Source organism: Luteitalea sp. (assembly GCF_022842525.1).
Taxonomy (GTDB): Bacteria; Acidobacteriota; Vicinamibacteria; order Vicinamibacterales; family Vicinamibacteraceae; genus Luteitalea.
The window spans coordinates 15,492-29,870 of sequence record NZ_JALHPM010000017.1 but is presented as its reverse complement, the minus strand read 5'-3'; the positions used below and the strand labels follow the sequence as shown (position 1 = coordinate 29,870).

8 protein-coding genes are annotated in these 14,379 nt (G+C 69.1%); 6 read left to right on the top strand and 2 right to left on the bottom strand.

Translation table 11 applies throughout. The features are described from left to right. Positions 1-67: 67 nt before the first annotated feature. Positions 68-2,398, top strand: a complete 2,331-nt coding sequence (locus Q0C41_RS05570) for a DUF2339 domain-containing protein (RefSeq protein ID WP_291981712.1) — start codon at positions 68-70, stop codon at positions 2,396-2,398. A 217-nt stretch (positions 2,399-2,615) separates the two neighbouring features. After that, positions 2,616-3,683: an HD domain-containing phosphohydrolase gene (locus Q0C41_RS05565; RefSeq protein ID WP_291981710.1), complete on the top strand. Its 1,068-nt coding sequence runs from the start codon at positions 2,616-2,618 to the stop codon at positions 3,681-3,683. Here the strand turns inward: Q0C41_RS05565 and Q0C41_RS05560 are convergent. Next, complete coding sequence (locus Q0C41_RS05560; RefSeq protein ID WP_291981708.1) at positions 3,680-5,119, bottom strand: glutamate synthase subunit beta; 1,440 nt, start codon at positions 5,117-5,119, stop codon at positions 3,680-3,682. The genes Q0C41_RS05565 and Q0C41_RS05560 overlap by 4 nt on opposite strands. After that, positions 5,119-9,750 carry a glutamate synthase large subunit gene (gene gltB / locus Q0C41_RS05555; protein WP_291981707.1) on the bottom strand — a complete coding sequence of 1,544 codons (4,632 nt, stop codon included), beginning with the start codon at positions 9,748-9,750 and terminating at the stop codon, positions 5,119-5,121. Before gltB ends, Q0C41_RS05560 begins: the two co-directional genes overlap by 1 nt. Before the next feature lie 267 nt (positions 9,751-10,017). Between gltB and Q0C41_RS05550 the strand changes: the two genes are divergently transcribed. From Q0C41_RS05550 to Q0C41_RS05535, 4 genes are all read left to right on the top strand, one after another. Further along, positions 10,018-10,236, top strand: coding sequence for a hypothetical protein (locus Q0C41_RS05550; protein WP_291981705.1), 219 nt, complete (start codon positions 10,018-10,020; stop codon positions 10,234-10,236). A 160-nt stretch (positions 10,237-10,396) separates the two neighbouring features. Beyond that, positions 10,397-11,983, top strand: coding sequence for an NAD(P)/FAD-dependent oxidoreductase (locus Q0C41_RS05545; RefSeq protein WP_291981703.1), 1,587 nt, complete (start codon positions 10,397-10,399; stop codon positions 11,981-11,983). Between the two features lie 117 nt (positions 11,984-12,100). Beyond that, a complete protein-coding gene (locus Q0C41_RS05540) occupies positions 12,101-13,189 on the top strand; it encodes an SPFH and helix-turn-helix domain-containing protein (RefSeq protein ID WP_291981701.1) in 1,089 nt (362 codons plus the stop codon). Positions 13,190-13,295: 106 nt separating this feature from the next. Continuing rightward, on the top strand, positions 13,296-14,375 hold the full coding sequence (locus Q0C41_RS05535) for a hypothetical protein (RefSeq protein WP_291981699.1): 1,080 nt from the start codon (positions 13,296-13,298) through the stop codon (positions 14,373-14,375). Positions 14,376-14,379 lie beyond the last annotated feature (4 nt).

Sequence of the window (14,379 nt, the reverse complement as noted above, 5' to 3'; positions counted from 1 at the left end):
GGAAATCTCCTGAAACGGCGCCGGATGCCGGCGCCCGTAAGCCCCAGATTATACTCGCCGGCACACCGTGGAAATCCTGATCGGGCTGGTGTTCCTCGGCGCGTCGCTCGCCGTGGCCTTCGTGCTGCCGGTGCTGTCGTACCTGCGTGCCACGCAGGCCACCCAGCGAGCCGAGGCGCTGTCACGAGAGGTGCAGGCCCTCCGTGCCGAGGTGGCGGCCCTGCGGGCCGCTCCCGGTGCCCCGGCGCCCGCGCCGCCACTCGCGCCCACGCCGACGGCCTGGGTCGAGACCGTCCGCGATCTCGCGGCGGCGCCCGAGTCCGCGCCGCCACCGGTGCTCGCGTCTCCCGTCGCCGCCGACGGGCCGCTGCCGGACACGGTGTCTGACGGGTCAGCCGTGGAGACCGCCCACGCGGACCACGGGCCCGCGCCGATCCCGGACGTGGCCAACGGCGCGCCGATCGTCGAGCCCGGCGTCCCGCGCCCCGAGCCGCATGTCGAGGGTCTCGAGGAGCGGATCGGTGCGCGGTGGCTGCTCTACGCCGGCATCGGCTCCCTGATCCTCGGCATCAGTTACTTCATCAAGTTCGCCTTCGACAACGGCTGGGTGAGCGAGCCGCTGCGCGTGGCCGTCGGGTTGCTGGTCGGCGGTGGGCTGGTGGCGGTGGGCCAGCGGTTCGTCCGACAGGGCCTCGCCCTGTTCGGCCATGCGTTGAGTGGCGGCGGCCTGGTGGTGCTGTACGTCGCGATCTACGCCGCCCTGCACATCTACGATCTGATCGCGCCGTCCACCGCCTTCACCGCCATGCTCGGCGTCACCCTGCTGGGCACATGGCTGGCCGATCGGCACGGCGTGCAGGTGCTGGCGGCCCTCGCGCTGCTCGGCGGGTTCCTGACGCCCGCGCTGGTCGGCGGCGGCGAGAATCGCCAGATCTTCCTCTTCGTCTACAACGCGCTGCTGATGGTCGGCGCGCTGGTCATGGTGGCGCGCCATGCCTGGGCGGGCGTGGCGGTGCTGGCCTACGGTCTCGCGGTCGCAATGGCGCTGGCGTGGGGCGTGCGGTTCTATCGGCCCGCCGCCGGCCTGCAGACCCTGCTGCTGCTCACCCTCCATCTCGGCATCGTCGCCCTGATGATCGTGGCCCTGCGGCGACAGCGGGGTCGGTCCGTGCTGGTGGTGCCGGCGTCGTGGATCCTGCTCTCGGCGCCCGTGCTCTATCACGCCGTCGCGTTGTGGCTGATCGGACGGTCACAGGGCGTGTTCCTGGTGTATCTCCTGCTGGCGACGGTGGCAGGCCTGTCGGCGGCCTATCACGCCGGCTGGCGCTGGGCGCGGACGATCGTGCTCGGGCTCGTCGCGTTGCCGTTCCTCGACTGGATCGGCGATCTCGTGACGCCACGGTGGCACGCCGCGGGGCTCGTCACGGCCGTCGCCCTCTACCTGCTCCACCTCGCCGGCCAGTGGCGGGACCTGAGCGACGACGATCCGACGGTGCGGGTGCCGATCGCCGAGTTCGTCCATACGCATGCGACGGGCGTCTTCCTGCCCCTCGCGCTGTACACCTTCCTCGAGGACCGGGCCGCGTGGTGGAACGCGCCGATGCTGACGGCGCTCGCGTGCTGGAACCTGGGGATCGCGGCCCTGCTGCGCGTGCGCATGCCGGTGCTGTCGTGGCAGTTCGTGGCGCTGGCGGCGACGCTCGGGGCCGTGGCCATCAGCGAGTGGTTCGAGGGGCCGGTCGTGGCCATCGGCTGGGCCCTGGAAGGCGCCGCGCTCGGCTACGCGGGCCTGCAGGCCCGCAACCGATGGCTCGATCGCGGTGCGCTCACGCTCTTCTCGCTGAGCGCCCTGCGGCTGATGGACGCGCTGGCCTCGCCCCTGGCGGTGGGCACGTGGCCGGTGGTCAACGCCCGTGCCCTCGCGGCGTTGATCATCGTCGGCGCGATGGCCTGGCTGGCGGCGCGGGTCGAGGAGGCGCCCGAGCACTTCGGCGGCGCCCTCGTCCGCCACGTGCTGATCGTCGGCGCCAACGTCCTGGCCATCGCGTGGATGTCGGCCGAGATCGTCCATGTCTTCGCCGAGCGGGCCTACGCGTCGACCGCGGCGGGACTACCGGCAGGCGCGGCCCGCGCCGACCTGGGCGAGCAGGTGGCCCTGTCGGTGGCGTGGGCGCTGTACGCCGTTGGCCTGGTCGCCGCCGGGTTCCGCCGCGGCTATGCGCCGGCGCGCTATCTGGCCATCGCGCTCTTCGGCCTGACCATCGTCAAGGTGATGACCAAGGACATCGCCGAACTGGACCGGGTCTACCAGATGCTGAGCGTGCTCGCCCTGGGCGCCCTGCTGGTCGTCGCGTCGTACCTCTACCAGCGGACGGTGGGGGGACGGAAGACCGGGTGACGAGGGACAAGGGGACAAGTCACAAGGGGGGCAAGGGACAAGAGACAAGGACGGCAGGGACAAGGGACAAGGCGAGTGTCCCTTGTCCCTTCAGCCTGTGCCCTCCAGCCCCCTCCCTTGTCACTTGCCCCCCTTGTGACTTCTCGACTCGTCCCTTGTCCCTTGATCTCCTCTTCGTTTGACACCAGCGCACCGTGCCGTCACGATCGGGCTACGCATGGCGGAGTTCTCGTGGCCAGAGGCGCGCATCCTCGCCGTTGACGATCAGGTCCAGAACGTCAACATCATCGACCGGCTGCTGCGGCGCGCCGGATTCGAGCGCGTCGTCACGACCACGCACCCGCAGCAGGCGCGCCCGCTGTTCGAGGAGCATCGTCCCGACCTGGTCCTGCTCGACCTCCACATGCCCGACCTCGATGGCTTCGGGGTGCTCGACCAGCTCGCGCCGCTGCTGCCCGCCGACGGCTACCTGCCCATCGTCTTCATCACGGCGGACGCCGACACCCATCTGAAGAAGCGCGCCCTCTCGATGGGCGCCAAGGACTTCGTCAACAAGCCGTTCGACGCGACCGAGATCGTCCTGCGCATCCGCAACCTCCTCGAGGTGCGCTACCTCTATCTCGCGTTGCAGGCCCAGAACGAGATGCTCGAAGCGCGCGTCCGGGAGCGCACGGAAGATCTCGAGCAGGCCCAGCTGGAGATCCTGCACCGGCTGTCACGGGCCGCCGACTTCCGCGACGACGACACGATGCAGCACACCGAGCGCGTGGGTCGGCTCTCGGCGGCGCTGGCGCGGGAACTCGGCATGGACCGCGAGGATGTCGAACTGCTCCGGCTGGCGGCGCCGCTGCACGACCTCGGCAAGATCGCCGTGCCGGACAGCATCCTGCTCAAGGGCGGCGGCCTGAGCGACGACGAGTTCACCCTGGTGAAGACGCACACCAGAATCGGCGCCCGCCTGCTCTCGGGCAGTACCCATCCGCTGCTGCAGATGGCCGAGGAGATCGCCCGGACGCACCACGAGCAGTGGGACGGCACCGGGTATCTGGACGGCCTCAACGGCGAGGCCATCCCGCTGGTGAGCCGGATCGTCGCCGTCGCCGACGTGTTCGACGCGCTGACGCACGCGCGCAGCTACAAGCGCTCGTGGCCGCTGGCAGAAGTGCTGGACGAGCTGAAGCGTCAGAAGGGCCGACAGTTCGACCCCGCGGTCGTCGATGCGCTGCTGCACATCGTCGAACGCGGGGAGCTCACCCTCGAGGGGCTGTCAGGCGAGGAGTCCTAGGCTCGCGGTTCGGCCTGCGCGAGATAGGTCCCGATCTGCTCGGCCGCCTGGCGCCCTTCGGCAATCGCCCAGACGATGAGCGAGGCGCCGCGGCGGGCGTCGCCAGCGACGAAGACGCCTGGCGTGGACGTCTGCCGCGTGACGGGATCGGCCTTGACGCGGCCGGCGGCATCGCACTCGACGCCCAGCTGCGTGAACAGCGGCAGCGGCTCCGGTCCGGTGAAGCCCATGGCGAGGAAGATCAGGTCCACGTCCTCGCTGAACTCCGACCCCGGCACCGGTTCGAACGCCATCTGGCCGTTCTCCTTGCGCACCATCTCGACGCGCACGCCATGCAGGCGACGCAGCACGCCGTTCTCGCCCTCGAGCCGCGTGGTCATCATCGAGTACTCGCGCTCGCCGCCCTCCTCGTGGGCCGGTGACACGCGGTAGATGTTGGGCCACTGCGGCCACGGGTCGGCCGCACTGCGGCTGTCGGGCGGCCGCGGCGCGATCTCGAACTGCCGCACGCTCGCCGCGCCCTGGCGGTGGGCCGTGCCGAGGCAGTCGGCGCCGGTGTCACCACCACCGAGGATGATGACGCGCTTGCCCTTCGCATCGAGCGTCGGGTCGAGCACGACATCGTCACCGGCGATGATGCGGTTCTGGTGTTCGAGATACGTCATCGCCAGGTGGACGCCCTGCAGGTCGGCGCCAGGCACGGTGAGGGCGCGCGGCTGCGTCGCCCCGACCGCCAGGCACACGGCATCGAACTCCCGCCGCAACTGCTCGCCATCGATGGCGCCCCCGACGTCGGCGCTGGTGCGGAACTCGACGCCCTCGGCCTGCATCTGCTCGAGCCGCCGGTCGAGCAGGCGGCGGTGCATCTTGAAGTCGGGGATGCCGTAGCGCAGCAGCCCGCCAATCCGATCGGCACGTTCGAAGAGCACGACGTCGTGCCCCTGGCGCGCGAGTTGCTGGGCAGCGGCGAGCCCGGCCGGGCCCGAGCCGACCACGGCGACCTTGCGGCCCGTGCGATGGGCGGCCGGCTCCGGCACGACCCAGCCCTGCTCGAAGGCGTGGTCGATGATCGACACCTCGACCTGCTTGATGGTGACGGGCAGATCGTTGATGCCGAGCACGCACGACGTCTCGCAGGGCGCCGGGCAGAGGCGTCCCGTGAACTCGGGGAAGTTGTTGGTCGCGTGCAGGCGGGCCGCCGCCTCACGCCAGCGATCGCGGTAGACCAGGTCGTTCCAGTCCGGGATCAGGTTGCCGAGCGGGCAGCCCTGGTGGCAGAACGGAATGCCGCAGTCCATGCACCGGCTCGCCTGCCCGCGCAGGGCCTCGACCGGGAACGGCTGATAGACCTCTTCCCAGTCGTGGATGCGTTCGTCCACCGGACGCCGTGTCGGCGTTTGCCGCGTCAGCTCGAGAAACCCCGTCGGCTTGCCCATCAGACCGCCACCCCCTGCAACTCGACGCGCTGCGCGTCGAGTGCCTTCTTGTAATCGATCGGCATCACGCGCACGAGACGCGCCCTGGTCGCATCCCAGTGGCCGAGGAGCCGATCGGCGACGACGCTGCCGGTCACGGCCCGATGCCGCTCCAGCAGTTCGACGACGAACCGGTCGTCGTCGGCGTCGACGCCCTCGAGCAGGACCATCTCGGTGTTGCAGCGCTGCGCGAAGTCGCCGTCCTCGTCCAGCACGTACGCCACGCCGCCGCTCATGCCGGCCGCGAAGTTGCGTCCGGTGCGGCCGAGCACGACGACGCGCCCGCCGGTCATGTACTCGCAGCCGTGATCGCCCACGCCCTCGACGACGGCCACCGCGCCGCTGTTGCGGACGGCGAAGCGCTCACCGACCACGCCGCGGATGAAGGCCTCGCCGCTGGTCGCGCCATAGAGGGCGACGTTGCCGGCGATGACGTTCTGCTCGGCCACGAAGGGCGCATCGTGCGGCGGCCGGACGATCACCCGTCCGCCCGACAGGCCCTTGCCGACGTAGTCGTTGGCATCCCCCTCGAGCCTGAGCGTGATCCCCGACGGCAGGAACGCGCCGAAGCTCTGGCCGGCCGAGCCCCTGAAGCTGATGTCGATGGTGTCGTGCGCCAGGCCTTCGGCGCCATACCGGCGACTGACCTCGCTGCCGAGCATCGTGCCGACGGAGCGGTCGACGTTGCCGATGGGCAGGTCGAGCGTGACCTTCTCCCGGCGGGCGAGCGCGGGTTCGGCCAGCTCGATCATCTTCGCGTCGAGGATCGAGGTCAGGTCGACGTGCTGCTTCGTCGTGCGATGCAGGGCGGGCGGCGTCGAGCCCTCGGCGCCGAAGACGTGCGACGTGTCGAGGATCTTCGAGAAGTCGAGCCCGCGCGCCTTCCAGTGATCGATGGCCGGCTGCACGTCGAGCAGGTCGGTCCGACCGACCATCTCCTGCAGCGTGCGGAAGCCGAGCTGGGCCATCAGCTCGCGGACCTCCTCGGCGATGAAGTGGAAGAAGTTGACGACGTGATCGGCCTGCCCGGTGAACTTGGCGCGCAGCGTCGGGTTCTGCGTCGCGATGCCGACCGGGCACGTGTCGAGGTGGCAGACGCGCATCATCACGCAGCCCATCACCACCAGCGGCGCCGTGGCGAAGCCGAATTCCTCGGCCCCGAGCAGCGCGCCGATGACCACGTCGCGGCCGGTCTTCATCTGGCCGTCGACCTGCACGGTGACGCGATCGCGCAGGCGATTGGCCACGAGCGTCTGCTGCGTCTCGGCCAGGCCGAGTTCCCACGGCACGCCGGCGTGCTTGAGCGAGGTCAGCGGGCTGGCGCCCGTGCCGCCGTCATGGCCGCTGATCAGCACCACGTCGCTCTTGGCCTTGGCCACGCCGGCCGCCACCGTGCCGACGCCCACTTCGGAGACGAGCTTGACGCTGATGCGGGCCCGCGGGTTGGCATTGCGCAGGTCGTAGATCAGCTGCGCGAGGTCTTCGATCGAGTAGATGTCGTGGTGCGGCGGCGGGCTGATGAGGCCGACGCCTGGCGTGGAATACCGCACCTTGGCGATCCACGGGTAGACCTTGTTGCCGGGCAGTTGCCCACCCTCGCCGGGCTTGGCCCCCTGCGCCATCTTGATCTGCAGTTCGTCGGCGTTGACGAGGTAGTGGCTCGTGACGCCGAAGCGGCCCGAGGCCACCTGCTTGATGGCGCTGCGGCGGTTGTCGCCGTTGGCGTCGAGCGTGTACCGGTGCGGATCCTCGCCGCCCTCGCCGCTGTTGCTGCGGCCGCCGAGGCGATTCATCGCGATGGCCAGCGTCTCGTGGGCCTCGGCGCTGATCGACCCGAAGCTCATCGCTCCGCTCGCGAAGCGGCGCACGAGGGACTCGACCGGCTCGACCTCGTCGAGCGGCACGGGCGGGCGGGTGCCGGTGCGCAGCGTGAAGAGGCCGCGCAGGGTGGCCTGTTCGCGGCCCTGGTCGTCCACGCTCCGGGTGTAGTCGCGGAAGATGTCGTAGCGCTTCGACCGCGTCGCGTGCTGCAGCTTGAACACCGTCTCCGGGTTGAAGAGATGCAGTTCGCCGTCACGACGCCACTGGTACTGGCCGCCTGGCACGAGTTCGCGGTCGGCCAGCGGCGCCAGCGTATAGGCGCGCGCGTGGTTGAGCAGCGCCTCCTGCGCGACCTCCTTCATGCCGATGCCGCCGATGCGCGAGGGCGTGTTGCTGAAGTAGCGGGTGACGAGATCCTTCGCGAGGCCGACGGCCTCGAAGATCTGCGCGCCGCGGTAGCTGGCCACGGTGCTGATGCCCATCTTGGACATCACCTTGACCACCCCCTTCTCGACGGCCTTCAGGTACCTGGCCTGCAGGGACGCGTCCTCGACGGTCTGGTCCGCCAGGCCCATCTCCTTCAGCTGGGTCAGCGACTCGAGGGCCAGCCACGGGTTCACCGCGCTGGCGCCATAGCCGATCAGCGTGGCGAAGTGATGCACCTCGCGGGCCTCGGCCGTCTCGACGATCAGGGTCACGCGGGTGCGGGTGCGGGCCCGCACCAGGTGGTTCTGCAGGCCGGCGACGGCGAGCAGGGCCGGAATCGGGCACTTCTTGGGCGTCACCGCCCGATCCGAGAGCACGAGGACCTTCGCGCCGTTGGTGATGGCCGTGTCGGCCTTGGCAAACATCGCGCGCAGCGCCGGCTCCATCCCGTCGGGGCCGTCGGCGATCGGGAAGACCATGTCGAGCACCGTCACGTAGAACGGTTGTTCGTCGCGATTCTGGCTCGACGGCAGCAGGCGCCCGGCGCGGTCGTAGCGCTGCAGGGCCTTGAAGCGCGCCATCTCCGAGTTGTCGAGGAACGGGCTGTCGCAGAGGATCATCCGGCAGCTCTCGGGCTGCGGATCGAGCAGGTTGCGCTCCGGGCCGATGGCCGTCCCGACCGACGTGACGAGCTTCTCGCGGATGGCGTCGAGCGGCGGGTTGGTGACCTGGGCGAACAGCTGCTGGAAGTAGTCGGGCAGCGCGCGCGCACGACGACTGAGCACGGCGAGGGCCGCGTCGTTGCCCATCGAGCCGAGCGGCTCCTCGCCCTTGAGCGCCATCGGCGCCATCAGGACCTTCAGATCCTCCTGCGTGTACCCGAAGGCGTGCTGCAGCGTGCGCAGCGCCTCGCCCGTGTGGGGCGCCGGCGTCTCGGCCGGCTGCAGGACGTCGAGCGGCATCAGATGCTGGCTCACCCACTCCTGGTACGGGTGCTCCGTCGCGATGCGATGCTTGATCTCCTCGTCGGAGACGATGCGCCCTTCGGTCAGGTCGACCAGGAACATCTTGCCGGGCTGCAGGCGCCCCTTCTCGATCACCTCGCTGGACGGCACGTCCAGCACGCCGACTTCCGAGGCGAGGATGACGTAGTCGTCGGCGGTCACCCAGTACCGCGCCGGACGCAGACCGTTGCGGTCGAGCACGGCGCCAATCTGCAGGCCGTCGGTGAAGGTCACGCAGGCCGGGCCGTCCCACGGTTCGACGAGGCAGGAGTGGTAGGCGTAGAACGCCTTCTTCTCCTCGCTCATGGTGTCGTGGTGCTCCCACGCTTCCGGCACCAGCATCATCACGGCGTGCGGCAGCGAGCGGCCCCCCTGCACCAGCAGTTCCAGCACGCTGTCGAGGCAGGCCGAGTCGCTCAGCCCCTCGCGCACGATCGGCAGGATCTTCTCGAGGTCGTCGCCGAACAGCGGCGAGGCGAGCATCGCCTCACGGGCGCGCATCCAGTTGATGTTGCCGCGCAGGGTGTTGATCTCGCCGTTGTGCGCGATCAGGTGGTAGGGGTGGGCCAGCTCCCAGCTCGGGAACGTGTTGGTGCTGAAGCGCGAGTGGAACAGCGCCAGCGCGCTCTCCGTGCGCGGGTCGTCGAGGTCCGAGAAGTACTCGCGCACCTGCGGCGGCGTCAGCATCCCCTTGTAGGTCAGGGTGCGCGACGACAGGCTCGGCACGTGGAAGTACCGGGTGTCGTCGATGCCGCTGGTGCGGATCGTCGTCTGGTACCGCTTGCGGATGACGTACAGCTTGCGCTCGAACGCGGCCGTGTCTGCCACGTCCGGGCCCGGGGCCAGGAACACGTGATCCATCACCGGTTCGACCGACCGTGCCGTCTGGCCCAGGCTGCGGTTGTCGGTCGGCACGCGACGCCAGCCGAGCAGGACCTGCCCTTCCTGGCGGACGACCATGGCGAAGATCAGCTTCGCGAGGGCAGCGGCCTGCGGGTCGGGCGACGAGAACACCAGGCCGACGGCATACTTGCCGGCCGGCGGCAGCGCCGTCAGCACCTTGCCGTCCTCGGGAGCCAGGATGCGCCCGAGGGCGCACTCGCGCTCGAACAGCGCATGCGGGATCTGGATCAGGATGCCGGCGCCATCCCCGGTGTTGGGCTCCGCCCCCGTGGCGCCGCGGTGCTCCATGCGCTCGAGCGCCCTGAGGCCGCGATCGACGACGTCGTGCGAGGCCTGCCCGCGCAGGTGCGCGAGGAACCCGACGCCACAGGCATCGTGTTCGAAAGACGGGTCATACAGGCCGCGTTGCGGCCGCTGTGGCAACTGCGTGTTGTCCATTGGGGCACCCCGCGCACCGGGCGTCCAGCGGGGACACGTCCCGCCGGGTGGTGCAGCGTGCGAGCAGTGTATGTCAGCCACCATAAGCATGCGTCTGGCTTATGGATGAAATGCGGCGACGGCGGAGACGAACCGGCCAGCCGATTAGCGTTCGTGAAGATGCCATTAGCCACACCAATGGCACACCACGGGCCTTGGGTCTTGGGCCGTGGGCCTTGGCTTGAGCCCTGAGCCCTGAGTCCTGGGACTTGAGAGTACGATGCCGTCATGACCAAGACGACAGCGACCGCCGAGGCGAAGAAGCGCGCGCAGGCCAAGGTGGCCGAGCTCAAGCAGCGCGTGGCCCGTCAGCACGGGATCGCGGCGCCCGACGCGCACGCCGGGGAGGATGCCGACAAGGCGCTGCAGCCGGCGCACGTCACGCGCGCCCAGGCGCACCCCGCCGCCCGGACGCAGCGCCCGCAGGGTCGACGCGAAGGCAAGTGACGCGACCCGGCACGCGCCCGGGATCCTCGCCGCCCCTGCCGTCGTCCACTGTCTTGCACGATAAGATCCGTCGGGACTCTCACGGAGGCGACCCGGTCCCGCCTCCCGATTCCCGATTCCCGATCCCGGTTCCCGACTTCGGCTTCCCGACCCTGACCGCATGTCCCTGACGACCTACGACGTGATCATCACCGGTGGGGGCCTCGCGGGCCTCTGCCTCGCCCGCCAACTCCGCCAGGAGCACCCGGACCTCACGGTGCTGGTCGCCGAGAAGAAGAAGCACCCGGTGCCGGAGGCCGCGCACAAGGTCGGCGAGTCGAGCGTCGAGATCGGGGCGCACTACTTCTCGAAGATCCTCGGCATCGAGGAGCATCTGGTCGAGAAGCAGCTCTACAAGCTGGGGCTGCGCTACTTCTTCACCGATGGCGACAACCGCGACGTGACGACACGCGTCGAACTCGGGCCGAAGTCGTTCCCGAAGGTGCCGTCGTTCCAGCTGGATCGCGGCCGCCTCGAGAACTTCCTGCTCGAGGAGAACCGCAAGGCGGGCATCGACGTGCTCGACGGCGTCAAGGTGACGGCCGTGGAGTTCGGGGATCCGCACCATCGCGTCGACATCGACATCGCGGGCACCGTCCACAGCTTCAAGGGACGCTGGGTCGTCGACGGCACCGGGCGATCGGGTCTGCTGCGGCGCAAGCTGGGCCTGTCCCGGCCGGCCTCGCACAACGCCAACGCCGTGTGGTTCCGCATGGGACGTCGCCTGAAGATCGACGACTGGTCGCCGAAGGGCTCCTGGCAGGACTGGATGCCGATGCAGGAGCGGTGGATGAGCACCGTCCACCTGATGGGCAAGGGCTACTGGACCTGGCTGATCCCCCTCGCCTCCGACAGCCACAGCATCGGCATCGTCGTCGACGATGCGATCCATCCGTATCAGACGCTGAACCGCTTCGACCGCGCGATGTCGTGGCTGCACCGGTTCGAGCCGCAGTGCGCCGAGGTCCTCGAGGCCCATCGCGACGACCTCGACGACTTCCTCGGCCTGCAGCACTTCTCGCATTCGTGCGCGCAGATGTACTCGGCCGACCGCTGGGCGCTGATCGGCGAGGCCGGGGTCTTCACCGATCCGTTCTACTCGCCGGGCTCGGACTTCATCTCCATCGGCAACGACATCGTCGCCGAGCTGATCACGCGTGATCGGCGGGGTGAGGACATCACGGCACACGCGGCCTTCTTCAGCCGCATGTACCTGCTGCTCTTCAACGCGTTCCTGAAGCTGTACGACGGGCAGTACCCGATCATGGGCAACGCGCAGGTCATGACCGTGAAGGTGGCGTGGGACAACGCCTGCTACTGGGCGATCTCGGCCCTGCTGTACTTCCGCCGCAAGTATCGCGACATGGCGTACATGCAGCAGCTCGAGGGCCTGCTCACCCGCTTCTTCTTCCTGCACGCCCGCATGCAGCACAAGCTGAAGCTGTGGAACGACGCCGATCAGGCCAGCTACGGCTATCAGCAGATGTCGCTGCTCGACATGCCGTACCTGCACCGCATCCAGGGACAGCTGTGGGACGACATCGACGACGCGACGCTGACCGCGCGCCTGCACGAGAACTTCGCCGAGCTCGAACGCTACGCCGACGTGATCCTGCAGATGGCCGGCGGACGGACGATCGACCGCCATCACGGCGGGTTCGAGAATGCGGCGGTGTTCCAGTTGCCGAAGGCGACCGTCGCGGCCTGAACACGCAGCCGCCGGGCGTGTCCGGCGGTCGCACCTGTGGCGCAGATCAGGGGGCACGACTGAACCGGGGTGCCCGTTCGTGCGTACAATGGATGCGCTACGGAGGCCAACTGAACGATGGGGATTTTCGACTTCATCAAGGGACAGCTGCTCGAGGTCATCGAGTGGACCGACGATTCACGCGACACGATCTCGTTCCGCTTCCCGGACGATGACAAGGCGATCAAGAACGGCGCGCAGCTGATCGTCCGCGAGTCGCAGGTGGCGCAGTTCGTCTACCTCGGCGAGTTCGGCGACACATTCGGGCCCGGCAAGCACTCGCTGGTCACCGAGAACATCCCTGTCCTGACGAAGCTGAAGTCGTGGAAGTACGGCTTCGAGTCGCCCTTCAAGGTCGACATCTACTACGTCACGACGCGCCTGTTCACGGGCAACAAGTGGGGCACCAGCAACCCCATCATGCTGCGCGATCAGGACTTCGGCATCGTCCGGGCGCGGGCGTTCGGGACCTACGACTTCAAGGTCACCGACCCGAAGCTGTTCCTGAAGGAAGTGGCCGGGTCGGACCACAACTTCCGCCTCGACGAGTTCGCCGAGACGATGCGGTCGCGCATCGTCAGCATCTTCAGCGATGCGCTGGCCACGTCGGCCGTGCCGGTGCTCGATGTGGCCACGCGCTACAGTGAGCTCGGCGAAGCGCTGCTGCCCCTGATCAACCCGCTGACCTCGGCCAAGTACGGCATCGAGATCGCGTCGTTCATCGTCGAGAACGTGTCGGTGCCGCCCGAGGTCGAGGCCGCCATCGACAAGCGCTCGAGCATGGCCGCCATCGGCAACCTCAACGACTTCGTCAAGTATCAGATGGCGAAGGGCTTCGAGACGGGCGGCGGCGCCGGTGCCGCCGGCATGGCCTCGGAGCTGGCCGTCGGCTTCGGCATCGCGCAGCAGATGATGCAGCAGGGCATGGCCACCGCTCCCCCGACCCCGCCGGTCGCAGGCGGCCCCGCCGTGGCCGCGGCCGCCGCGAGTGCCGCCGCCGCGGTGCCGACGGTCGACCTGCTCGGCGTGGCGGACGTGGCCAAGGCGCTCGGGGTCTCTGACGCCGACGTCATGGCCGTGATCGAAGCCGGCGAGCTCAAGGCCAAGAAGATCGGCTCGACGTACCGCGTCACCCGCGCGGCACTCGACTCGTACCTGGCAAGCTAGTCTTCCGGGGTAGGGCCGGCTCTCCGAGCCGGCCGTGCTCCACGCGCCTGTCGTGACGGCCCGCTCGGAGAGCGGGCCCTACCCACGTCACGGGCCCCCTCACACCGTGTCCACGCCTCCGCCGCCCCTCCCCGAGGACATCACCGCGCTCCAGAAGCACGTCTGCGTCGCCTGTGGTGCACAGGCGGAGTGGAACGCCTCGCGGCAGCGGCTGGTCTGCCCGTTCTGCGGCACGGAGTCGGCGTATGTACCGACCGAGGGCACCGGGCCGATCGCCGAGCGCGACCTCGACCACGCCCTGGCCGAAACCGACGCCCTGCATCGGGGCTGGAAGGCCGAGACCCGCAGCGTGCAGTGCCGCAGCTGCAAGGCGGTGATGGTCTTCGAGGCGGCGCGCGTCGGGCAGAACTGCGAGTTCTGCGGCTCGCCGGCTCTGGTCGACTACGCCTCGATCAAGCCGCCGATCACGCCGTCGAGCCTGCTGCCATTCCGGGTCAGCGAGGCGCAGGTGCGCGAGACGGTGCGGCACTGGTTCTCGAGCAAGTGGCTGGCGCCCAACGCCTTCAAGCGCAAGGCCCTGGTCGACACGCTGCGCGGACTGTACATCCCGTACTGGACGTTCGATGCGCGCGTGCACTGCCCGTGGCGCGCCGAGGCCGGGTACCACTACTACGAGAAGCAGGGCAACAACCAGGTCCGACGCACCCGTTGGGTGCCGGCGTCGGGCGTCGTCGATCACTTCTTCGACGACATGCTGGTCCCGGGCACGACCGGCATCGACCGGGGCCTGCTGGCGCAGGTCGAGCCGTTCCCCACCCAGGAACTGCTGCCGTACGACACGGCCTACCTGTCGGGCCATGTCGTCGAGCAGTACCAGATCGTGCTGACCGACGCGGCCGAGCAGGGGCTGGCGCACATGCACGCCCAGCTGCGGCAGATGTGCGCCGACCAGGTGCCCGGCGACACGTACCAGAACCTGCAGATCGCGCCGTCGTGGAGCGGACGCACGTTCAAGCACGTGCTCGTGCCGGTCTACGTGATGACCTACAACTACGGCCGGCAGTCGTACCAGGTGGTGGTCAACGCCTCGAACGGCCGCATGGGCGGTACCTACCCGGTCAGCTGGGTGAAGGTAGCCCTGATCATCGTCTTCGTGCTGATCGTGCTGATGATCGTCAACCGGTAGCGCC